At 65.2% G+C, this 19,340-nt stretch carries 21 protein-coding genes; 11 read left to right on the top strand and 10 right to left on the bottom strand.

All coding sequences use genetic code 11. The features are described 5' to 3' along the window. Positions 1-162 precede the first annotated feature (162 nt). Positions 163-2,562: a phenylalanine--tRNA ligase subunit beta gene (pheT, locus tag FIU89_RS16610; RefSeq protein WP_152493618.1), complete on the top strand. Its 2,400-nt coding sequence runs from the start codon at positions 163-165 to the stop codon at positions 2,560-2,562. Between the two features lie 138 nt (positions 2,563-2,700). Further along, positions 2,701-3,147, top strand: coding sequence for a YtoQ family protein (locus tag FIU89_RS16605; RefSeq protein ID WP_152493617.1), 447 nt, complete (start codon positions 2,701-2,703; stop codon positions 3,145-3,147). A gap of 34 nt (positions 3,148-3,181) precedes the next feature. Here the strand turns inward: FIU89_RS16605 and FIU89_RS16600 are convergent, their stop codons facing one another. Next, positions 3,182-3,361: a hypothetical protein gene (locus tag FIU89_RS16600; RefSeq protein ID WP_152493616.1), complete on the bottom strand. Its 180-nt coding sequence runs from the start codon at positions 3,359-3,361 to the stop codon at positions 3,182-3,184. A 208-nt stretch (positions 3,362-3,569) separates the two neighbouring features. Between FIU89_RS16600 and FIU89_RS16595 the strand changes: the two genes are divergently transcribed. Further along, positions 3,570-4,238 (top strand): MarC family protein, encoded by a 669-nt coding sequence (locus tag FIU89_RS16595; RefSeq protein ID WP_152493615.1) that lies wholly within the window; start codon positions 3,570-3,572, stop codon positions 4,236-4,238. 266 nt (positions 4,239-4,504) lie between these two features. Here FIU89_RS16595 and FIU89_RS16590 read toward each other — a convergent pair whose 3' ends face one another. Then, the gene (locus FIU89_RS16590) at positions 4,505-6,103 is read right to left on the bottom strand and encodes a phosphoenolpyruvate carboxykinase (protein ID WP_152493614.1); all 1,599 of its coding nucleotides are present in this window, start codon (positions 6,101-6,103) and stop codon (positions 4,505-4,507) included. Between the two features lie 398 nt (positions 6,104-6,501). On the opposite strand from FIU89_RS16590, the gene FIU89_RS16585 reads away from it, so the two are divergent. From FIU89_RS16585 to FIU89_RS16555, 7 genes are read left to right on the top strand one after another with little or no spacing between them, the layout of a single operon-like run. Further along, positions 6,502-7,203 carry a response regulator transcription factor gene (locus FIU89_RS16585; protein ID WP_152493613.1) on the top strand — a complete coding sequence of 234 codons (702 nt, stop codon included), beginning with the start codon at positions 6,502-6,504 and terminating at the stop codon, positions 7,201-7,203. Between the two features lie 11 nt (positions 7,204-7,214). Continuing rightward, complete coding sequence (locus tag FIU89_RS16580) at positions 7,215-8,933, top strand: sensor histidine kinase (protein WP_152493612.1); 1,719 nt, start codon at positions 7,215-7,217, stop codon at positions 8,931-8,933. Positions 8,934-8,960: 27 nt separating this feature from the next. Next, positions 8,961-9,401 carry an HPr kinase/phosphorylase gene (locus tag FIU89_RS16575; RefSeq protein WP_152493611.1) on the top strand — a complete coding sequence of 147 codons (441 nt, stop codon included), beginning with the start codon at positions 8,961-8,963 and terminating at the stop codon, positions 9,399-9,401. A 13-nt stretch (positions 9,402-9,414) separates the two neighbouring features. Further along, positions 9,415-10,350, top strand: coding sequence for an RNase adapter RapZ (gene rapZ, locus FIU89_RS16570; RefSeq protein ID WP_152493610.1), 936 nt, complete (start codon positions 9,415-9,417; stop codon positions 10,348-10,350). Then, positions 10,347-10,730 carry a PTS sugar transporter subunit IIA gene (locus FIU89_RS16565; RefSeq protein WP_057794244.1) on the top strand — a complete coding sequence of 128 codons (384 nt, stop codon included), beginning with the start codon at positions 10,347-10,349 and terminating at the stop codon, positions 10,728-10,730. The genes rapZ and FIU89_RS16565 overlap by 4 nt, the downstream gene beginning before the upstream one ends. A gap of 32 nt (positions 10,731-10,762) precedes the next feature. Further along, positions 10,763-11,041 carry an HPr family phosphocarrier protein gene (locus tag FIU89_RS16560; protein ID WP_103762485.1) on the top strand — a complete coding sequence of 93 codons (279 nt, stop codon included), beginning with the start codon at positions 10,763-10,765 and terminating at the stop codon, positions 11,039-11,041. 7 nt (positions 11,042-11,048) lie between these two features. Further along, the gene (locus FIU89_RS16555; protein WP_152493609.1) at positions 11,049-11,957 is read left to right on the top strand and encodes a lysophospholipid acyltransferase family protein; all 909 of its coding nucleotides are present in this window, start codon (positions 11,049-11,051) and stop codon (positions 11,955-11,957) included. A 134-nt stretch (positions 11,958-12,091) separates the two neighbouring features. On the opposite strand, the gene FIU89_RS16550 is transcribed toward FIU89_RS16555, so the two are convergent. Next, positions 12,092-12,967, bottom strand: a complete 876-nt coding sequence (locus tag FIU89_RS16550; RefSeq protein ID WP_152493608.1) for a 3-hydroxybutyryl-CoA dehydrogenase — start codon at positions 12,965-12,967, stop codon at positions 12,092-12,094. Positions 12,968-13,097: 130 nt separating this feature from the next. Between FIU89_RS16550 and FIU89_RS16545 the strand changes: the two genes are divergently transcribed. Next, positions 13,098-13,961 (top strand): DUF6473 family protein, encoded by an 864-nt coding sequence (locus FIU89_RS16545; RefSeq protein WP_254701711.1) that lies wholly within the window; start codon positions 13,098-13,100, stop codon positions 13,959-13,961. Positions 13,962-14,064: 103 nt separating this feature from the next. Here FIU89_RS16545 and FIU89_RS16540 read toward each other — a convergent pair whose 3' ends face one another. The 7 genes from FIU89_RS16540 to FIU89_RS16510 form a co-directional block, all read right to left on the bottom strand. Continuing rightward, positions 14,065-14,994, bottom strand: a complete 930-nt coding sequence (locus FIU89_RS16540; RefSeq protein WP_152493607.1) for an electron transfer flavoprotein subunit alpha/FixB family protein — start codon at positions 14,992-14,994, stop codon at positions 14,065-14,067. After that, positions 14,994-15,752, bottom strand: coding sequence for an electron transfer flavoprotein subunit beta/FixA family protein (locus tag FIU89_RS16535; RefSeq protein ID WP_057794230.1), 759 nt, complete (start codon positions 15,750-15,752; stop codon positions 14,994-14,996). The genes FIU89_RS16540 and FIU89_RS16535 overlap by 1 nt, the downstream gene beginning before the upstream one ends. Before the next feature lie 176 nt (positions 15,753-15,928). Further along, positions 15,929-16,732, bottom strand: a complete 804-nt coding sequence (locus FIU89_RS16530; RefSeq protein WP_152493606.1) for a hypothetical protein — start codon at positions 16,730-16,732, stop codon at positions 15,929-15,931. A 100-nt stretch (positions 16,733-16,832) separates the two neighbouring features. Continuing rightward, complete coding sequence (locus tag FIU89_RS16525; protein WP_152494559.1) at positions 16,833-17,405, bottom strand: cob(I)yrinic acid a,c-diamide adenosyltransferase; 573 nt, start codon at positions 17,403-17,405, stop codon at positions 16,833-16,835. Positions 17,406-17,407: 2 nt separating this feature from the next. Next, positions 17,408-17,620: a twin transmembrane helix small protein gene (locus FIU89_RS16520; RefSeq protein WP_152493605.1), complete on the bottom strand. Its 213-nt coding sequence runs from the start codon at positions 17,618-17,620 to the stop codon at positions 17,408-17,410. A 109-nt stretch (positions 17,621-17,729) separates the two neighbouring features. After that, positions 17,730-18,560 carry an SDR family NAD(P)-dependent oxidoreductase gene (locus FIU89_RS16515; RefSeq protein WP_152493604.1) on the bottom strand — a complete coding sequence of 277 codons (831 nt, stop codon included), beginning with the start codon at positions 18,558-18,560 and terminating at the stop codon, positions 17,730-17,732. A 51-nt stretch (positions 18,561-18,611) separates the two neighbouring features. After that, positions 18,612-19,307, bottom strand: a complete 696-nt coding sequence (locus FIU89_RS16510; protein ID WP_152493603.1) for an SH3 domain-containing protein — start codon at positions 19,305-19,307, stop codon at positions 18,612-18,614. Positions 19,308-19,340 lie beyond the last annotated feature (33 nt).

The following is a 19,340-nucleotide window of genomic DNA, read 5'->3' as shown; positions in this document are numbered from 1 at the left end:
GTGCAACACTCTTCTTCCTCTGGCCGGAAATATCCCGGGGGGGCGTCGAAACCGGGGTTTCGACGTGGGGGGCTGGCCCCCCGCTGCGGTGCCCTCTTTCAAGCGCGGGACATATCCGGTAAAGCGCCCGGGACAAGTTTGAACCCGCATGGATGAGAGACGATGAAATTCACCCTGTCCTGGCTGAAAGACCATCTTGAGACCACTGCCGGCGTGGCGGAGATCGCCGAGGCGCTGACCGATCTTGGTCTCGAGGTGGAAGAGATTTCCAACCCGGCGGAGACGCTTGCGGACTTTACCATCGGCAAGGTGGTGAGCGCCGAAAAGCATCCCGATGCGGACCGTCTGCGGGTGTGCCAGGTGGACACCGACGAGGGCGTGAAACAGATCATCTGCGGGGCGCCGAATGCGCGCGAAGGCATCACCGTCGTGGTGGCCAAGCCCGGCGTCTACGTGCCCGGGATCGACACCACGATAGGGGTGGGCAAGATCCGCGGGATCGAGAGCTTCGGCATGATGGCGTCGGAGCGCGAGATGGAGCTGTCGGACGAGCATGACGGGATCATCGAGCTGCCTTCGGGCGAGGTCGGTGAGCGGTTCGTCGACTGGCTGGCCGAGAACGACCCGGCCAAGGTGGACCCGGTGATCGAGATCGCGATCACGCCCAACCGGCCCGACGCGCTGGGTGTGCGGGGGATCGCGCTGGATCTAGCGGCGCGGGGGCTGGGGACCATGAAGGAGGCGCCGCGCGCGCATGTGGAGGGGCAGTTTCCGTGCCCGATCACTGTCAGCATCGACGAGGATACCAGGACGGACGGTTGTTTCGTCTTTGCCGGGCGGCTGATCCGGGGTGTGACCAACGGGCCGAGCCCGAAGTGGTTGCAGGACCGGCTGCGGGCCATCGGGCTGCGGCCGATTTCGGCGCTGGTGGATATCACCAATTTCTTCACCTATGACCGCAATCGGCCGCTGCACGTGTTCGACGCCGACAAGGTGGCGGGAAACCTGCGGGTGCATCGCGCCAGTGGGGGCGAGACGCTGGTGGGGCTGGACGAGAAGGAATACACCTTCTCGAAAGGGCAGGTGGTGATCTCGGACGAGAACGGCATCGAGAGCGTTGGCGGCATCATGGGCGGGCTGGCGACGGGCTGTACGGCCGAGACGACGAACGTGTTCCTCGAAGCGGCTGTCTGGGACCATATCCAGATCGCGCATACGGGCCGGGGGCTGAAGATCAACTCGGACGCGCGGTATCGCAACGAGCGGGGGATCGACCCGGCGTTCAACATGGAAGCGCACGACCTGGCGACGCAGATGATCCTGGACCTGTGCGGCGGCGAGGCGTCGAACCTGGTGGTGGCGGGCGAGGTGCCCGACGTGGCGCGGGCGTACCGCCTGGATGCCGCGCGGGTGCAGTCGCTGGTGGGCATGGAGATCCCGGAATCCGAGCAGCGCCAGACGCTGACGCGGCTGGGCTTTCGCATGGAGGGCAACACCGCCCACGTGCCAAGCTGGCGGCCCGATATCATGGGCGAGGCGGATCTGGTGGAGGAAGTGGCGCGGGTGGCCTCGCTGACAAAGCTGGAAGGTCGCCCGATGCCGCGGATGCAGGCGGGCGTGCCCGAGCCGATCCTGAGCACCGCGCAGCAGCGCGAGCGGGCGGCGCGGCGGATGGCGGCATCGCTGGGCTATAACGAGTGCGTCACCTACAGTTTCATCGACAAGGCGAGTGCGGAGCTGTTCGGCGGGGGCGGCGACGCGACGATGCTGGCCAACCCGATCAGCAGCGAGATGAGCCATATGCGGCCGGACCTGCTGCCCGGGTTGTTGCGGGCCGCGGCACGCAACCAGGCGCGGGGGGCGATGGACCTGGCGCTCTTTGAGCTGGGCCACGCGTTTCACGGTGGCGAACCGGGAGAGCAGCACGTGCAGGTGAGCGGTATCCTGGTGGGCCGAACCGGGCCGAAGGACGTGCACAAGGCGAGCCGTCCGGTGGATCTGTACGATGCCAAGGCGGATGCCGAGGCGGTCCTGGGGGCGCTGGACGCGCCGGCGAAAGTTCAGATTCTGCGCGGGGCGTCCGAATGGTGGCACCCGGGGCGGCACGGGATGATCTGCCTGGGGCCGAAGAAGGTGCTGGGCGTCTTTGGCGAGTTGCATCCGAAGATCCTGCGCGAGATGGATGTGAAGGGGCCGGTCGTGGGGTTCACCCTCTACCCGCAGGAAATTCCGCAGCCGCGGAACACCGACGCAAACCGGGGCGCGATGAAGATCAGCGACCTGCAGGTGGTGGAACGCGATTTCGCCTTCGTGGTGGATGCCGATGTGGAGGCGCTGACGCTGGTCAATGCCGCCGCCGGGGCCGACAAGGCGCTGATCGAGGATGTGCGGGTCTTCGACGAGTTCATCGGCGGCAGCCTGGGCGAGGGCAAGAAGAGCCTGGCGCTGACGGTGCGGCTGCAACCGACCGAGAAGACGCTGAAGGACGCGGATATCGAGGCGGTGTCGGCGAGGATCGTCGAGAAGGTGACTAAGGCCACGGGCGGCATGCTGCGCGGGTGAGACTGGATCGCGGTACGGCGCACGCGGAAGCGCGTGGGTTGTCACCCACCCTACGAGTGGATGTTGTGCCGCGTTCGCCTTGTCATCCGCGGCGCGGCATGCAGATTGTGCGGCGACACTGAACAAGGAGGACATCAGATGCTGAGCGTATATCTTTCAGGCGAGATCCATACCGACTGGCGCGAGCAGATCATCGAAGGGGCCAGGGGCCTCGACGTGGAGTTTTCCGCGCCGGTGACGGATCACGGCGCCAGCGACGATTGCGGCGTGACGATCCTGGGAGCGGAAGAGAACAAGTACTGGCACGACCACAAGGGCGCCATGGTGAACGCGATCCGGACCCGCAAGGGGATCGAGGAAGCCGACATCGTGGTCGTGCGGTTCGGCGACAAGTACAAGCAGTGGAACGCGGCCTTTGACGCAGGCTATGCCAGCGCGATGGGCAAGTCGCTGATCATTCTGCAGCCGCCGGAGCATGACCACGCCTTGAAGGAGGTGGACGCCGCGGCGCTGGCCGTGACGCGCGAGCCGGGGCAGGTGGTGGAGATCCTGCGCTATGTCCTGGAAGGGACGTTGCCGAAGTAGCGGCGGCGCGGGGTGGCGTGGGTTTTCACCCACCCTATGGTGCCTGCCCGAGGCGACGCATGTCCGGGACCACGCTGTCGAGGGAGCCGGGCAGCTCGGCTTGCAGGGCGATGACGTCGTCGGTTGCGGCGACGACCTTGCCCGGGGCCGTGTCCAGTCTGCCGATGATGGTCGGGATCCGGTCGAGAAGGAGGTTGAGGTCGCGGGCCAGCACGCCGACCCCGTTGGGGGTGAGTTGGCACGCCGTGCGCCAAAAGGGAGATCAAGAAAGCGTCAGCGAGGGGCCCGGAAGGCGCTTTGGCGGTGCTCCGGGCGTCCTGCGAGGTTCAATCCCGCTTCGGCATGGGATAAGTGTGAGACGCGGAGCGATGGTCCGCCGCGCTGCGTTCGCGCGTCACATTCAACCGGAAAGATCCGACACGATGGACTGGGCTGCCCTTGCAAGAGAACTGGTGACGCTGATCGTGGTCATCGACCCCGTGGGGTCGATCCCGGTGTTCCTGTTTGCGGTTCAGGGCGTGCCGCGGGCGCTGCACCGGCGCTTTGCGCTGCGGGCGGTGGCGATTGCGGCGCTGGTGCTGCTGGCGTTCCTGGTGGGCGGGCAGTTCCTGCTGGAATCGCTGGGGCTGCGGCTGGGATCGTTCCAGATCGCGGGCGGGATCATCCTGTTTTTGTTCGCGATGACGATGATCTTCGGCGAGTCGAAGCCCGCGCGTGAGATCGAGGAGGCCGAGCGCGACCATCTGGCGGGCGCGGTGTTTCCGCTGGCGATGCCGTCGATCGCGTCGCCGGGTGCGATGCTGGCCATCGTGATCCTGACGGACAACCACACAGAGTCCCTGGCCAACCAGGCGATCACGGCGGGGCTGCTTCTCTTGGTGCTGCTCATGACGCTGGGGCTGCTTTTGGCGGCGACATACGTGCACCGCGTGATCGGCAGCACGGGGGCCAGCGTGATCAGCCGGGTGATGGGGATCGTGCTGGCGACGATTGCCGTGGATGCGGTGCTGGGCGGGTTCGACGCGCTGGGCGTGATGGACGTGGCGCCGCCGCCGGTGGAGAGCCCGTTGAACAAGGCGGCGCCGAAGTAGCGTGGCGCCCGGGTGGGTCTTCACCCACCCTACGGGGGCGGGGCGCGTGGGTTCTTGCATTCCAGCCGGGGAGACGCGTGGGTTTTCACCCACCCTACGCTGGAGGATTGTGGGAGGAGGTCCCGAATTGGGTCCGGGACGGCGGGCCAGCCGTTCAGTATGAAGATCAGCCGCGACAGCGCCGGGCAGCCACGAACGCCCGGTTTGAAAAAGCCCCCGCGCCGGAGGCACGGGGGCAATGTCGGCCCGGGCGGGGCGTGTGAGCCTCAGCCGATGGCGGCGGCTTTCACGTCCTCGTCGATATAGGGCACGTACTGCTCGAAATTGTCGGCGAACATCTTGACCAGCTTGTCGGCCTGCGCGTCGTAGGCCGCGCCCTCGTCCCAGGTGCGGCGCGGGTCCAGGAGGACCTCGGGCACGCCGGGCACGCTGACCGGAACCTCGAAGCCGAAATTGGGGTCCTTGCGGAACTCGACCTCGTTCAGCGAACCGTCAAGCGCGGCTGTCAGCAGCGCACGGGTGGCCTTGATCGGCATCCGCTCGCCGGTGCCGTAGGCGCCGCCGGTCCAGCCGGTGTTGACCAGCCAGCAGGTCGCGCCGTGCTTGGCGATCTTTTCGCGCAGGAGGTTGCCGTAGACCTCGGGGCGGCGGGGCATGAAGGGTGCGCCGAAGCAGGTCGAGAAGGTAGGCTCGGCCTCGGTCAGGCCGCGCTCGGTTCCGGCGACCTTGGCGGTGAAGCCCGACAGGAAGTGGTACATCGCCTGCGCCGGCGACAGACGCGCGATGGGAGGCAGCACGCCGAACGCGTCGCAGGTCAGCATGATGATGTTCTTGGGGTGCCCGCCAAGCGCTGTTTCCGAGGCGTTGGAGATGTAGCTCATCGGGTAGGCGCAGCGCATGTTCGCGGTGAGGCTGTCATCGGCGAAGTCGAGTTCCAGCGTTTCCTCGTCGTAGACCATGTTCTCGATCACGGTGCCGAATTTCTCGGTCGTGGCGTAGATTTCCGGCTCTGCCTCGGGATCGAGATTGATCGTCTTGGCATAACAGCCGCCCTCGAAGTTGAAGGTGCCGCGATCCGACCAGCCGTGTTCGTCATCCCCGATGAGCGTGCGGTTGGGATCGGCGGAAAGGGTGGTCTTGCCGGTGCCGCTGAGGCCGAAGAAGATGGCGGTGTCCACGGGGTTGCCGTTGGCGTGGTTGGCCGAGCAGTGCATCGGCATGATGCCTTTTTCCGGCAGCAGGTAGTTCAGCACCGAGAAGACCGATTTCTTGTTCTCGCCGGCGTATTCGGTGTTGCCGATCAGGATCAGCTTGCGGTCGAAGTTGATGGCGATCACGGTTTCCGACACGCAGCCGTGCCGGGCCGGGTCGGCCTTGAAGGTCGGGCAGTTGATGACGGTGAAGTCGGCGGTGAAACTGTCCAGCGCCTCGCGCTCGGGGCGGCGCAGCATGTGGCGGATGAAGAGGCCGTGCCAGGCCAGTTCGGTGACCATGCGCATGTTGATCGAATGCGCCGGATCGGCGCCGCCGACGAGGTCCTGCACGAAATAGTCGCGGCCCTGCATGTGGGCGATCATGTCGGTGTAGAGCTGGTCGAACGCCTCGGGCGTCATCGGGGCGTTGTTTTCCCACCAGATGCTGTCGGCGACGCTGTCGGTCTTGACGACGTGCTTGTCCTTGGGGGACCGGCCGGTGAACTGGCCGGTCGAGACGAGGAAGGTGCCGCCCTTGCCGAGGCGCCCCTCGCCCTTGCGGAGTGCCTCTTCGATCAGGGCGGGTTCGATCAGGTTGTAATGCACTTGGCCGAGGCCCGTGATCCCCTGGTGCTCGAGGGTAAAGTTGGGATTGACCCGTCCTGCTGACATGCGTGCGCTCCTTGAGTTCCGGCCGTCCGCCATCGTGGCGGTTCTGGCCATGCAGGTCCGCCGAAATTGGCGGCGAGACTCCGGCCCGTGCCGGATGTGTCGCGGGCCTCTTAACATGACGGTTTTATGATTGAACAGGACGCAAATGCACAGTTAGCGCAATCAAATCAGGCGTTAGCGCCACCATGCCAATCGTTAGCGCCACCATCGGCGAGCCGCCGCAACGGGCCTGCAACCGCCGGCCGATAAAGTGAGTCAATTTAGCCATTCCTAAGACATTTTCGCGTCAGATGGCTGCGAAAGCGTGTCTGATTCGCAGTTTGGGATTGATTAAAAAGGCGAAAACGGATCATAGTATTGGAAAAAAGCAGGCAATCGAGCAGTACAAGGAAATCATTATGTCAAAAATCGCCCTTGTGGACGATGACAGGAATATTCTGACATCGGTGTCCATGACTCTCGAGGCGGAAGGCTTCGAGGTCGAAACATACAATGACGGTCAGCAAGCCTATGAGGCGTTCAGCAAGAAGCTGCCCGACATGGCGGTGCTGGACATCAAGATGCCGAGGATGGACGGGATGGACCTGCTGCAACGGCTGCGGCAGAAATCGGCGATGCCGGTCATTTTCCTGACCTCCAAGGATGACGAGATCGACGAGGTTCTGGGCCTGCGCATGGGCGCGGACGACTACGTCAAGAAACCGTTCAGCCAGCGCCTGCTGGTCGAGCGCATCCGCGCGCTGTTGCGCCGGCAGGACGCGGTCGACGGCAACGTGGTGGCCGACACCGAGGAAACCAAGGTGATCGAGCGTGGCGAGTTGCGCATGGACCCGCTGCGTCACGCGGTGTCGTGGAAAGGCCAGGACGTTTCGCTGACGGTGACGGAATTCCTGCTGTTGCAGGCGCTGGCGCAGCGCCCGGGTTTCGTGAAGAGCCGCGATCAGCTGATGGACGTGGCCTATGACGACCAAGTTTACGTGGACGACCGGACCATCGACAGCCATATCAAGCGTCTGCGCAAGAAACTGCGGATGGTGGACCCGGAATTTTCGGCCATCGAAACGCTTTACGGTATCGGGTATCGTTACAACGAGGAATGATGGCCTGAAACATGGCATTGGCGGAGGGCTTCCAGGTGCGCGATCACTCGCTGAATGACGATGACGGCGTCGTTCTTGGCGATGATTTCGTGGCGCCGGAGAACGTCGTCGAGGAAGAGGTCCGCAGGCGCCGCGCGCGCCGGGGCTACTTCGGCAGCGGCGGCGGGTCGCTCACGCGGAAGATCATCACGTTCAACCTGATTGCCCTGAACGTGCTGGTCGCGGGCATCCTGTACCTGAACTCGTCGCGCGACGGGCTGGCGCAGCAGCATGCCGACGGGTTGCAAAGCGACGTGGAACTGATCGCGGACGTGTTCGAGGCGCAATTGCCCGAGGGTGCGCCCGTCAGCCTTGTGGCGATGGACGGGCTGGACGTGGCGGGCACGCTGGACGGCCTGGATGTCCAGCAGGGCATCGACGTGCTGGTCTACGACCGCGCGGGTCAGTTGGTCGGACGGACCGAAGGCCGCCTGCCACGGCCGAACGCGGGCGTGCCGGAAAAGCCCACGGTGATCACCGACGCGTTGAACCACGTCTGGAACTGGGTGTCGGCGCCGTTCTCGGCGATCCTGAGCACCGAGACGGAAGTCAGCGTGGAGGCCCTGGCGCAAGGCATGGTCGATGACGCGCTGAACGAGGGCACGCAGGTGGGCCGGGGCGAAAGCGATGGCGCGACGGTGTTTACCGTCGCGACGCCGATCCTGCAGGGCGACCGGCCGGTGGGCGTGGTCGCGCTGGCCAGCGCATCGGGCGAGATCGACAAGCTGAGCCGGATGGAGCGCGAACGCGTGCTGCAGATGTTCCTGGTGGCGACGCTGGTCTCCGTCGGCCTGTCGCTGATCCTGGCCTCGACCATCGCAAATCCGCTGTCAGAGCTGGCTGCCGCCGCCGAAGTGGGGGGCGCGCGCAACCGCAACGGAAACAACAATGGCGGCGGACGCGTCCGCATTCCCGATCTGACCGCGCGTCCCGACGAGATCGGACGGCTTTCGGGCGCGTTGCGGGGCATGGTGACCGCCCTTTACCACCGGATCGACGGCAACGAGCAGTTTGCGGCGGATGTCGCGCACGAGATCAAGAACCCGCTGGCCAGCTTGCGCAGCGCGGTGGGCACGATGCGCGTGGCCAAGCGCGAGGACCAGCGCGAGAAGCTCTTGAACGTGATCGAGCATGACGTGCGCCGCCTTGACCGGCTGGTGAGCGACATCTCGAACGCGTCGCGGCTGGACAGCGAACTGGTGCGCGAGGAGCAGGAGGCCTTCGACCTGATCCAGATGCTGGAGAACCTGGCGCATTACCTGGGCGAACAGGCGCGGCAGAAGGGCGTGGAATTCATCACCGATTTTCCCGAGGACCCGATTGTCATCATGGGGCTGGAAGCGCGGCTGGCCCAGGTTTTCGTGAACCTGATCACCAACGCCACCTCGTTCTGCGAGGAAGGCGACGCGATCCGTCTCTGGGCGCGCAAGCGGGAAAACCGCGTGGTGGTCGTGGTCGAGGATACCGGCCCCGGCATTCCCGAACAGGCGCTGACCAAGATCTTCAACCGCTTCTACTCGCAGCGGGACGCGAACGATTTCGGCAACAATTCGGGCCTGGGCCTGTCGATCTCCAAGCAGATCGTCGAGGCGCATGAAGGCGTGATCTGGGCCGAGAACATCCGGCCCACCGATGCCGACGTCACCTCTGACCCGCTTGGCGCACGTTTCGTCGTGGGTCTGCCGGTCTGAGCCGGTGGGCGCGTTACCTGCACTGACATGTCCCGAGCCGCCGGAGTGACGGATACGCAGACACTCCACGCAACCGCCGTCGCCATCGACAGCCGTGCGGTTCTGATCCGCGGCGCGTCTGGCAGTGGCAAGTCGGGCCTTGCGCTGCAGCTTCTGGCGATGGGCGCAGGGCTGGTGGCGGACGACCGCACGGTGGTCTGGGCCGAGGGCGGCACGCTCTGGGCCGACGCTCCGGACACCATCCGCGGCCAAATCGAGGCGCGGGGCGTGGGCATCCTGCGCCCCGGCGCCGTGGGACCCGTGCCCGTTGCGTTGATCGTCGACATGGACACGGTCGAAACCGCGCGTCTTCCCGAAGACCGCGCGGTGGTGATGATGGGCGTTTCGCTGCCGGTTCTTAACAAATCCGAGAGCGCCCATTTTTCTGCTGCGGTTGCAGTATATCTAAGGCAGACATGCCGGGAATGAGGAGTGGCCCGCGATGCCGGCAGGTCCGGTGACGAAAAGACTGGTTCTGGTGACCGGCCCCTCGGGAGCCGGGCGGACGACTGCGATCCGCGCGCTGGAGGATATGGGGTTCGAGGCGATCGACAACCTGCCGCTGTCGCTGTTGCCGCGGCTGATCGAGGGCGAGGGCCCGGACAAGCCGCTGGTGCTGGGCGTGGACACGCGCAACCGGGATTTTTCCACCAATGCGCTGATCGAGGTGATCGACCGGCTGAGCACCGATGCGACAGTGCATCTGCAGGTGCTGTATCTGGACAGCAGTGCCGAGGTGCTGACGCGTCGCTTTTCGGAAACGCGGCGTCGCCATCCCCTTGCCCCGGCCGAGACCCCCGATATCGGCATCGCCCGCGAGTTCGACCTGCTGGGCCCGATCCGGGCGCGGGCCGATATCCTGATCGACACGTCCGAATTGTCGCCGCACGACCTGCGGGCGGATCTGTCGCGCTGGTTCGCACCGGGCGAAGGCGGGCACATGTCGGTGTCCGTGCAGTCGTTTTCCTACAAGCGGGGCCTGCCAAGGGGCCTGGACATGGTGCTGGACTGCCGGTTCCTGCGGAACCCCTATTGGGAGGCCGGGCTGCGCGGGCTGACCGGGCAGGACGCGCGGGTGCGGGCCTATGTGGGCGACGACCCGATGTTTAAGGGCTTCGCGGACCGCGTGGGCGATCTGGTGCGGCAGCTCTTGCCGGCCTACAAGGCGGAAGGCAAGGCCTATCTGGCGATCGGGTTCGGCTGTACCGGCGGGCAGCATCGCAGCGTCACGATGGCAGAAACCTTGTCCGAAACCCTTGCAGAGGCGGGCTGGCAGGTGTCTATAAGGCATCGCGAACTGGAACGGCGCGGCTTGCTCGTGCCGTCCGGCCCCGGCGCAGCGGCCGAGGCAGCGAAGGAAAGGGATATCGGGGCGTGATCGGGATCGTGATCGTGGCACATGGCGGCCTGGCACAGGGCTATCTGAAGGCGATCGAGCACGTCGTCGGCAGCCAGTCCGGTATCCGCGCCATTCCGATCGAGGGCGATTTCGACCGCGGCGAGAAACAGGACGAGATCTGCCGGGTGGCCGACGAGGTGGACACCGGCGATGGCGTGCTGATCGTGGTGGATATCTTCGGCGCGTCGCCGGCCAACCTGTCGCTCAAGGCGTGCCAGCCGGAGAACCGGCGTATCCTTTACGGGGCGAACCTGCCGATGCTGCTGAAGCTGGCCAAGAGCCGCGACCTGCCGGTGCCCGAGGCCGCGCGCGCCGCGCTGGATGCGGGGCGCAAGTATATCGACAGCCACACCCCGTGATGCGGGGCAGACCCGGAAAGACCAAGACCGACATGACAGACACCGTCACCCGCGAGATCGAGATCGTCAACGAGAAGGGCCTGCACGCGCGTGCCGCGGCCAAGTTGGTGGAGGTGGTCGAGGGATTCGACGCGCAGGCCGAGGTCAGCCATGATGGCCAGACCACCGGCGCGGACAGCATCATGGGCCTTTTGATGTTGGCAGCGTCGCGTGGAACGACTATTGACGTGCGAGCCTGGGGGCCCGACGCCGAGGCGCTGGCGGATGCCGTGAGCGCGTTGGTGGCCGACCGGTTCGGCGAGGACATGTAGGCGCGCGATGCGCGGCGGGACGGGAACAGACCACGTGGCGGACAAGGCGCAGGATCAGAGCGGTGAGGCGCAGCCCGGATCGGTCAATTTCACCAAGTATGACCGGCGCAGCCTGACCTATGCCAATTCATTCGACAGTCCGGCCACGGCCTTTACCATCCGCGCGATCGAGTGGGTCACCGGCAAGCTGACGATCATCAAGATGATCAAGGCGTTCGAGAAACGCGGCGCGCCCACGGGCCAGCCGTTCTGGCGCGCGGCGCTCGATACGATGGGCATCCCGCTGCTGACGCCGCAGGACCAGATCGACAATATCCCCGAGACCGGGCCGGTCGTGATCGTGGCAAACCATCCGCACGGGCTGGTGGACGGGATGATCCTGGCCGACCTGATCGGGCGGCGGCGCACCGATTACAAGATCCTGACCCGCGCCCTGTTGACCGGGATCGACGAGGTGGCGGCGTCCTACATGATCTCGGTGCCGTTTCCGCATGAACCCGACGCGCAGCGCAAGTCGGTGGAGATGCGCGCCAAGGCGATGGCGCACCTGAAGGAAGGCGGCGCGATCAGCGTGTTCCCGTCGGGCGTGGTGGCATCGTCGGACAGCCTGTTCGGGCCGGTCAAGGAGCGCGAATGGAATGTCTTTACCGCGCAGATGATCCGGCGGTCGGGGGCCACGGTGGTGCCGATCTACTTTCCCGGCGCCAATTCACGCGCCTACCAGATGGCCAACTGCATCTCGGCCACGCTGCGCCAGAGCTTGTTGCTGCACGAGGTGGTGCGGGGGTGCAACAATCCGCAGAAGCCGGTCGTGGGCGCGCCAATCACGCCGGAGCAGATGGAATTGTTGGACAAGGACCCGCGCGGGTTTATGGCGTGGTTGCGTGAGCATACGTTGAGCCTGGGCGATACGTGAGGGCCGCGGTGGGTTTTCACCCACCCTACGCAAGGTGTCGCGCACGGGTTTTCACCCAACCCACAGACGTGACGCGCGTGGGTTTTGACCCACCCTACGATATGGTGCCGAAGTCGCTTGGGTTTTCAGCCATGTCAGCGGGTCGGGACCGGTTCCTCGCCGCGATAGTCGTAGAAGCCGCGGCCGGTCTTGCGGCCCAGCCAGCCGGCCTCGACATATTTCGTCAGCAGCGGGCAGGGGCGGTATTTCGTATCCGCCAGCCCGTCATGCAGCACGTTCATGATGGCAAGGCAGGTGTCCAGCCCGATGAAATCCGCCAGTTCCAGCGGGCCCATCGGGTGATTGGTGCCGAGCTTCATCGAGGTGTCTATGGAGGTGACGGACCCCACGCCCTCGTAGAGCGTGTAGACCGCCTCGTTGATCATGGGCATCAGGATGCGGTTGACGATGAAGGCGGGGAAATCCTCGGAACTGGCGGCGGTCTTGCCGAGCTTTTCCACGACGGCGAGGCAGGCGTCGTAGGTGGGTTTGTCGGTGGCGATGCCGCGGATCAGTTCGACCAGTTGCATGACCGGCACCGGGTTCATGAAGTGAAAGCCCATGAATTTCTCGGGGCGGTCGGTGCGGCTGGCAAGGCGTGTGATCGAGATCGAAGAGGTGTTCGACGTGAGGATCGTGTCGGGGCCGAGATGCGGCACGAGATCCTCGAAGATGGCCTGCTTGACGGTCTCGCGCTCGGTGGCGGATTCCACGACGAGGTCGGTCTTGCCCAGTTCGGGCAGGTCGAGCGTGGTGGTGATGCGCGACAAGGCGGCATCGCGGTCCTCGGCCTTCATCTTGTCGCGGCTGACCATGCGGTCCATGTTCGACTTGATCACGCCGAGGCCCTTGTCCAGCGCCTCCTGGTTGATGTCGTTGAGCAGGACGTCATAGCCCGCGACGGCCATCACATGCGCGATTCCGTTGCCCATCTGTCCGGCGCCGACGACGCCCACCTTGCGGATGTCCATGCAGGTCCCTTTCGCTTTTGCGACACCATATGCCCCGTGCCGAGGGCGCTGCAAGGGAAAGCGGACGTTAAAATTCTGGACGAATTGCGCCTTTAACGGAATCGCAAGGCCTGCGGCCCAAAGCTGGCGATTGGGTGAGTATAATGAGGTGGGCGAGATGTCCTTTCATGGCAAGGGCCGCTGGAAAGCGGCGCCGGAGGCGTGCCGGTACGGGGTGTCGAAGCTGGCGGTTCGGGGGCCGAAGCGAAGCCTGACGAATGAGTATGTGGCGTTCCTGGGTGGGACCGAGACCTATGGCAAGTTCGTCGCCCGCCCCTTTGCGCAAGGGATCGAGGCGGCGACGGGCGTGGCCTGCGTGAACCTCGGCCAGCCCAATGCGGGGATCGACGTGATGCTGGGCGACACAGGGCTGACGCGCATCGCGTCCGGGGCGGCGGCGGCGGTGGTGCAGGTGCCGTGCGCGGCGAACCTGTCGAACCCGTTCTACAAGGTGCATTCGCGGCGCAACGATCGCTTTCTGCGGGCCGAGCCGCCGTTGCGGGCGCTGTTCCCGGAAGTGGATTTCAGCGAGTTCAGTTTTACGCGGCACATGCTGATGCATCTGAAGGCGGTTTCGCCGGAACGGTTCGGGCAGTTGCGGCTGGAACTGGCGCGCGCCTGGGAGACGGGCATGCGGATGCTGATCGCGGGAATCCGGGCGCCGGTGATCCTGTTGTGGTTTTCCGAGCGCGCGCCGGATCGGGATGAGGACGCGGTCGAGGCCCGATGCGAGCCGGTGCTGGTGGGACGCGAGATGGTCGCGGGGTTGCAGCGGCACGCGGTGGCGTTCGTGGAGGCCGGCAAGGTGGCGCAGGTCGGGGCGCGCGTGGCGAGTCCGCCATCCGACGCGGCGGGGGATGAGGCGGGCGTGCCGCGGGATCTGCCGGGGCAGGCGGCACATGACGCGGTGGCGGAGGCGTTGATCCCTGTATTGGCGGGGGTGTTGGATCCGTGAGCACTTGCAGGCGGCGGAGCGTGGGTTTTCACCCACCCTACGGGCCCAAAACGAAGAGACCCGCCACGGGGGCGGGTCAATTCAGTGCCATGTGCGGGACGGATTAGCCGAGTTTCTCGGTCAGTTCCGGCACGGCGGTGAAGAGGTCGGCCACGAGGCCGTAATCGGCGACCTGGAAGATCGGCGCCTCTTCATCCTTGTTGATGGCGACGATGACCTTGCTGTCCTTCATGCCCGCAAGGTGCTGGATCGCGCCCGAGATGCCCACGGCGATGTAGAGATCCGGTGCCACGACCTTGCCGGTCTGGCCGACCTGCCAGTCGTTGGGGGCATAGCCGGAGTCGACAGCCGCACGGGACGCGCCCACGGCGGCGCCCAGCTTGTCGGCGAGGTTCTCGATCAGCTTGAAGTTCTCTTCCGAGCCGATGCCACGGCCGCCGGAGACGACGACGCCCGCCGAGGTCAGCTCGGGGCGGTCGGATTCGGCAACCTTGTCCTCGACCCATTCCGACAGGCCGGGGTTGTCGGCGGCGGAAATGGTCTCGACCGAGGCCGAGCCGCCGTCACCGGCGGCGTCGAAGGTGGCGGTGCGGAAGGTGACGACCTTCTTGGCATCCGAGGACTTCACCGTCTGGATCGCGTTGCCGGCGTAGATCGGACGCTCGAACGTGTTGGCGTCGACCACGCCGGAGGCGTCGGAAATGACCATGACGTCCAGAAGGGCGGCCACGCGGGGCATGACGTTCTTGGCGTCGGTGGTGGCCGGGGCGACGATGTGTTCGTAGTCGCCGGCGAGCGACACGATCAGGGCAGCGGTGGATTCCGCCAGGCGGTGGCCCAGCGAGGCGTCCTCGGCCACGAGGACCTTGGAGACACCGTCGATCTTGGCGGCGGCCTCGCCCGCGGCGGCGGCGGAGCCCCCGGCGCAGAGCACGGTCACGTCGCCCAGCTTGGACGCGGCGGTGACCGCCTTGGCGGTGGCGTCGAACGCCAGTTCGCCATCGTTGACTTCGGCAAGAAGAAGTACAGACATTACACGGCCCCCGCTTCTTTGAGTTTGGCGACAAGTTCATCGACCGATCCGACCATTTCGCCGGCCTTGCGGGCCTCGGGCTCTTCGGTCTTGACGATTTCGAGGCGCGGCGCGACGTCGACGCCGTAATCGGCGGCGGTTTTCTCGTCGAGCGGCTTTTTCTTGGCCTTCATGATGTTGGGCAGCGAGGCATAGCGCGGCTCGTTCAGGCGCAGGTCCACGGTGACGATCGTGGGCATCTTGACCTTGATCGTCTGCAGACCGCCATCGACCTCGCGGGTGATGACGGCATTGTCGCCGTCGATGTCCAGCTTGGAGGCGAAGGTGCCTTGCGACCAGCCCAGCAGGGCCGACAGCATCTGGCCGGTGGCGTTCATGTCGTTGTCGATGGCCTGTTTGCCGGCGATCACGAGGCCGGGCTCTTCTTCCTTGACGACGGCGGCGAGGATCTTGGCGACGGCCAGCGGCTCGATGTCGGTGTGCACGTCGTCGGCGGCCTCGACCAGGATGGCGCGGTCGGCGCCCATGGCGAGCGCGGTGCGCAGGGTTTCCTGCGCCTGCTTGACGCCGATGGACACGGCGACGACCTCGTCGGCCTTGCCGGCCTCTTTCAGGCGGATGGCCTCTTCGACGGCGATTTCGTCGAACGGGTTCATCGACATTTTGACATTGGCAAGATCGACGCCCGATCCGTCCGCCTTGACGCGGACCTTCACGTTGTAGTCGATCACGCGTTTGACAGGCACGAGCACCTTCATCGGCATGGTCTCCCTAAAAAATTGCGCAGAGCCGCCGTGATGCGACTCCGCCCCTTGCTGTGGGGCGTTTGATACAGAACTGTTAGCCGGGGAAACAGGGTAAAATCGTCACGTTTCCGACTTGCGACGTCGCGTTTCCGGTACGGTGCGGGGAATCTGTGCGCAAAGCGCCGGTGTCAGGGGGCGACGCCGTGTTTCTGCGCCAGTTCATGCAGCACCGAATCCTCGGGCGGGGTGCCGTTGAAACGGTTCCACAGCCGTTCGCGCACGCGCCGGCCGTAGAAATGGATCGAGACGGTATCTTCCTGCACCTGTTTCCAGACCTTCCACGCCTCTCGGAAATAGATGCGCCGGTCCTCGAACAGGACGGGGTACAGAACGTGCGGATCGAGCGCGTGCTTGAACTCGTCGTTCTGATGCAGGAAATGCGACAGCGCCTTGGGCCCCCACGCGCCCCAGGGCATTTCGGACACATGCATCGGATCGCCCGCCTCGGCACGGGCGCGCATTTCCTCCTTGTGGCGGGGCATCATCCAGGGCGGGATGGCATACTCGTCCTCGCAGAACTCGATCAGGCTTTGCAGCGAGGGCGACGCGGCCGGAAGGGCCATCACGCCATTGGCCACGACCTTGTCGCTTTCGCGGCCGAAGAAGAAGCCGTCCTTGGGAAGGAAAGGCTTGAGGCAGTAGGCATCGGTGTCGGACCAGATGATACCGTCGTTCTTGGCCAGCAGGTGATAGCGGAACTTGTCGGCGTGGATCGCGGGGCTGCCGGTGCGTTCGTGGCGCACGATGGTATCGGGGTCGGGCAGGATATCGGAGGCGGGGGCCTGTTCGACGCCTTTCGGGCAATCCTCGACCCCGTGGTAGGAAAACATCACCACGGGATGGCCGGCATCGACGAAGGACGTGACGCACAGCCGTTCGATGAAGCCCAGCGGCGGGCCGTCCCAGAACATGGCGATGGTGGGCAGGGTCATGGACCTCTCCTGGCTGCTCGGACCGGGCGTTGGATCGCCCGGCATTTGGCGCTCAGAATGTCACTTTTGCCAGCCCCGCGCCAGAGATTTCAGCGCAGGTTCAGCGGTTTGCGCCCGGTGTCCAGAGCACGTCGTCGCGGCCTGAATCGTTGGCCATGCGGGCGGCGACGAAGAACCAGTCGCTGAGGCGGTTGAGGTATTTCACCGCCGCCGGGTTCACGTGTTCCATCGTGGCGAGTTCCACCGCCAGGCGTTCGGCCCGCCGCGACACGGTGCGGCAGAGATGCAGGTGCGCCGACAGGGCCGAACCGCCGGGCAGGATGAAGCTGCGCAGGGGTTCCAGGACCTTGTTCATGGTGTCGATCTCGGTTTCCAGGCGCGAGACCTGGCTGTCGACCATGCGCAGGGGCGCGAATTCCGCCTTGTCGTCGTTTTCCATGTCGGGGCGGCAGAGATCGGCGCCGAGATCGAAGAGATCGTTCTGGATGCGCGACAGGGCGGCATCGGTTTCGCCGTCGGCATGTAGGCGGGCGAGGCCGACTGTGGCGTTCACCTCGTCCACGGTGCCGTAAGCGGTGACGCGCATCGAGTGCTTGGCCACGCGAGACCCGTTGCCGAGCGCGGTTTCGCCGTGATCGCCGGTCTTGGTGTAGATTTTGTTGAGAACGACCATATTCATTCACCTCCCATTTGGCGGCGGATATAGACGAAAAGCAGGATGAGGACCACTGCAATGAACTGGGCGATGATGCGCCAGCGCATGAACTTGTTCGAGCGCTTGGCGTTGTCGATGCCTTCCTTGCCGAAGTTCGAAATGCCCAGGATGAGAATGACGCCGACGACCGCGCAGGCAAGCGCGGCGATGATGAAGAGGGGGTCGTTGAGCATGTGAGACTCTTGGTTTTTCCAGTCAATGCCGGAGGTAGCCCGTCTGTGTCAAAAGGCGAATGGGGTAAGGTGACGCGGGGCCGCTTGCCTGCCCTTTCGGGCCGTCCGGTTACAGTTTCGCCTGGATCCAGTCGAGAGCGCTGGTTGGCAGGATGCGCCGCAGCGCGTCCAGCAGATAGGTCGGCGTGGTGACGAAATAGCGGGCGCGGGGGCGTGGGGATTCCAATGCATGGATCAGCTTTTTCGTGACGGAGGGGGCAGGCAGTTCGAACGTGTCCGGCCCGCTGCTGTGGTAAAGGCGCGGGATGAGGCGTTTTTCGTAGAGCGGCCGGGCGGGGGCATTTTTCCAGTCGATCCAGCGTTCGAAATGGGGGATCGAGTTGACGCGGATCTTGGACGTCACCGGCCCGGGTTCGATCAGGACGATGTGAATGGGCGTGTCGCGCATCTCGATCCGCATGGTGCTGGTCAGACCTTCGAGCGCATGCTTGGTGGCGTTGTAGGCGCCGCGCATCCGCAGCGTGGCAAAGCCCAGAACGGAGGAGTTTTGCACGATCCGCCCGTGCCCCTGGGCCCGCATAACCGGGATGACCTGGCGCGTCAGCTCGTGCCAGCCGAAGAAGTTGGCCTCGAAGATGGCGCGCAGGGCGTCTGTGGGCAGATCCTCGACCATGCCGGGGCAGCCGAAGGCGCCGTTGTTGAAAAGCGCATCCAGCGTGCCGCCGGTGGCGTCGAGAACTTCGGCAAGGCCGGAGGTTATGGTGTCGGGCTGTTGATAGTCGATGAGGGGGCTGTCGAAGCCTTCGGCCCGCATCCGGGCACAGTCCTTTTCCTGCCGGCAGGAGGCGAACACGCGCCAGCCGCGCGCCCGTAGACCGTGCGCCGCGTCATAGCCGATGCCGGAGGAACAGCCGGTAATAAGGAGGGATTTCCGCGTCATGGCCGGACCTTGGCGCGGGCCGGCGTCATATGCAATCGCTTTGAGTGCGAATTACCGCGCCGGGTCGCTGACGAGCCAGTCGGCCATCCAGCCGGTTTCGCCGGTCGTGACGACCTCGAGTTCCAGCCAGCCGTTGTCGGCACGTCCGAGCACGGCCACCTCGGCCCCTTCGCCAAGGCTGCCGACGCGGGCAAAGTCGGTGCCCGGTCCGCCACGCATGTTGGCAGAGCTGGCGGTGATGTAGCGAATGTCGGAATAGGCCATGTCGGCGCGTGCCGACCGCGCGGCCGCTTCGGCCTGTTCGCGCAGCTCGGCCTGCGAGGCTTGCTGCTCGAACAGCTCGATCGCGCCAGGCCAGTGACGCTTGACCTGGTCCGCGGCTGCACCGCCCTCTTCCAGGGCGGCCAGGACGGCATTGTCTTCGTTGGTTTTCGGGCGGGTCAGGAACCGGGCCTTGTCCTCGACACGCTCTGTCCGGGCGGTCTGCTGGGCGGCGCCGGCCTCTGCCATCTCGCCGACGGAGGCCAGCGTGATCTGGAAGCGTTCGGGCTTGGTGGTCTCGGGCAGTTCTATGCGTTCCGGGGCGGGCGGTTCGACGGGCTGCGATTCGGCCACGGTCACCTCTGGCGCGGGGTCGTTTGCCCGGGCCTGGATCGAGTTTTCACTGGGCGCGTAATCGGCGCCGCCGCTGAGTTCCCAGAAGGCGAAACCAAGAAAAGCGAACGTTACCAAAATAAAGCGCCACATTGCGCGGATCCCCCGGGGCAGCGAAGTCAATTT

This window comes from Roseovarius sp. THAF27 (assembly GCF_009363655.1).
In the GTDB taxonomy this organism is placed as follows: domain Bacteria; phylum Pseudomonadota; class Alphaproteobacteria; order Rhodobacterales; family Rhodobacteraceae; genus Roseovarius.
Note: the sequence above shows the minus strand (reverse complement) of the source record. Positions and strands in the feature narration are given on the sequence as shown.

What these genes read in the sequence shown, in the direction of transcription:
- rapZ (WP_152493610.1), top strand. Translation starts at nt 9,415, where the DNA reads ATGCCGGCAGGTCCGGTGACGAAAAGACTGGTTCTGGTGACCGGCCCC.
- FIU89_RS16575 (WP_152493611.1), top strand. Translation starts at nt 8,961, where the DNA reads ATGTCCCGAGCCGCCGGAGTGACGGATACGCAGACACTCCACGCAACC.
- FIU89_RS16510 (WP_152493603.1), bottom strand. Translation starts at nt 19,307, where the DNA reads ATGTGGCGCTTTATTTTGGTAACGTTCGCTTTTCTTGGTTTCGCCTTC.
- FIU89_RS16540 (WP_152493607.1), bottom strand. Translation starts at nt 14,994, where the DNA reads ATGTCTGTACTTCTTCTTGCCGAAGTCAACGATGGCGAACTGGCGTTC.
- FIU89_RS16550 (WP_152493608.1), bottom strand. Translation starts at nt 12,967, where the DNA reads ATGGACATCCGCAAGGTGGGCGTCGTCGGCGCCGGACAGATGGGCAAC.
- FIU89_RS16585 (WP_152493613.1), top strand. Translation starts at nt 6,502, where the DNA reads ATGTCAAAAATCGCCCTTGTGGACGATGACAGGAATATTCTGACATCG.
- pheT (WP_152493618.1), top strand. Translation starts at nt 163, where the DNA reads ATGAAATTCACCCTGTCCTGGCTGAAAGACCATCTTGAGACCACTGCC.
- FIU89_RS16535 (WP_057794230.1), bottom strand. Translation starts at nt 15,752, where the DNA reads ATGAAGGTGCTCGTGCCTGTCAAACGCGTGATCGACTACAACGTGAAG.
- FIU89_RS16555 (WP_152493609.1), top strand. Translation starts at nt 11,049, where the DNA reads ATGCGCGGCGGGACGGGAACAGACCACGTGGCGGACAAGGCGCAGGAT.
- FIU89_RS16580 (WP_152493612.1), top strand. Translation starts at nt 7,215, where the DNA reads ATGGCATTGGCGGAGGGCTTCCAGGTGCGCGATCACTCGCTGAATGAC.
- FIU89_RS16595 (WP_152493615.1), top strand. Translation starts at nt 3,570, where the DNA reads ATGGACTGGGCTGCCCTTGCAAGAGAACTGGTGACGCTGATCGTGGTC.
- FIU89_RS16560 (WP_103762485.1), top strand. Translation starts at nt 10,763, where the DNA reads ATGACAGACACCGTCACCCGCGAGATCGAGATCGTCAACGAGAAGGGC.
- FIU89_RS16530 (WP_152493606.1), bottom strand. Translation starts at nt 16,732, where the DNA reads ATGACCCTGCCCACCATCGCCATGTTCTGGGACGGCCCGCCGCTGGGC.
- FIU89_RS16515 (WP_152493604.1), bottom strand. Translation starts at nt 18,560, where the DNA reads ATGACGCGGAAATCCCTCCTTATTACCGGCTGTTCCTCCGGCATCGGC.
- FIU89_RS16520 (WP_152493605.1), bottom strand. Translation starts at nt 17,620, where the DNA reads ATGCTCAACGACCCCCTCTTCATCATCGCCGCGCTTGCCTGCGCGGTC.
- FIU89_RS16605 (WP_152493617.1), top strand. Translation starts at nt 2,701, where the DNA reads ATGCTGAGCGTATATCTTTCAGGCGAGATCCATACCGACTGGCGCGAG.
- FIU89_RS16525 (WP_152494559.1), bottom strand. Translation starts at nt 17,405, where the DNA reads ATGGTCGTTCTCAACAAAATCTACACCAAGACCGGCGATCACGGCGAA.
- FIU89_RS16590 (WP_152493614.1), bottom strand. Translation starts at nt 6,103, where the DNA reads ATGTCAGCAGGACGGGTCAATCCCAACTTTACCCTCGAGCACCAGGGG.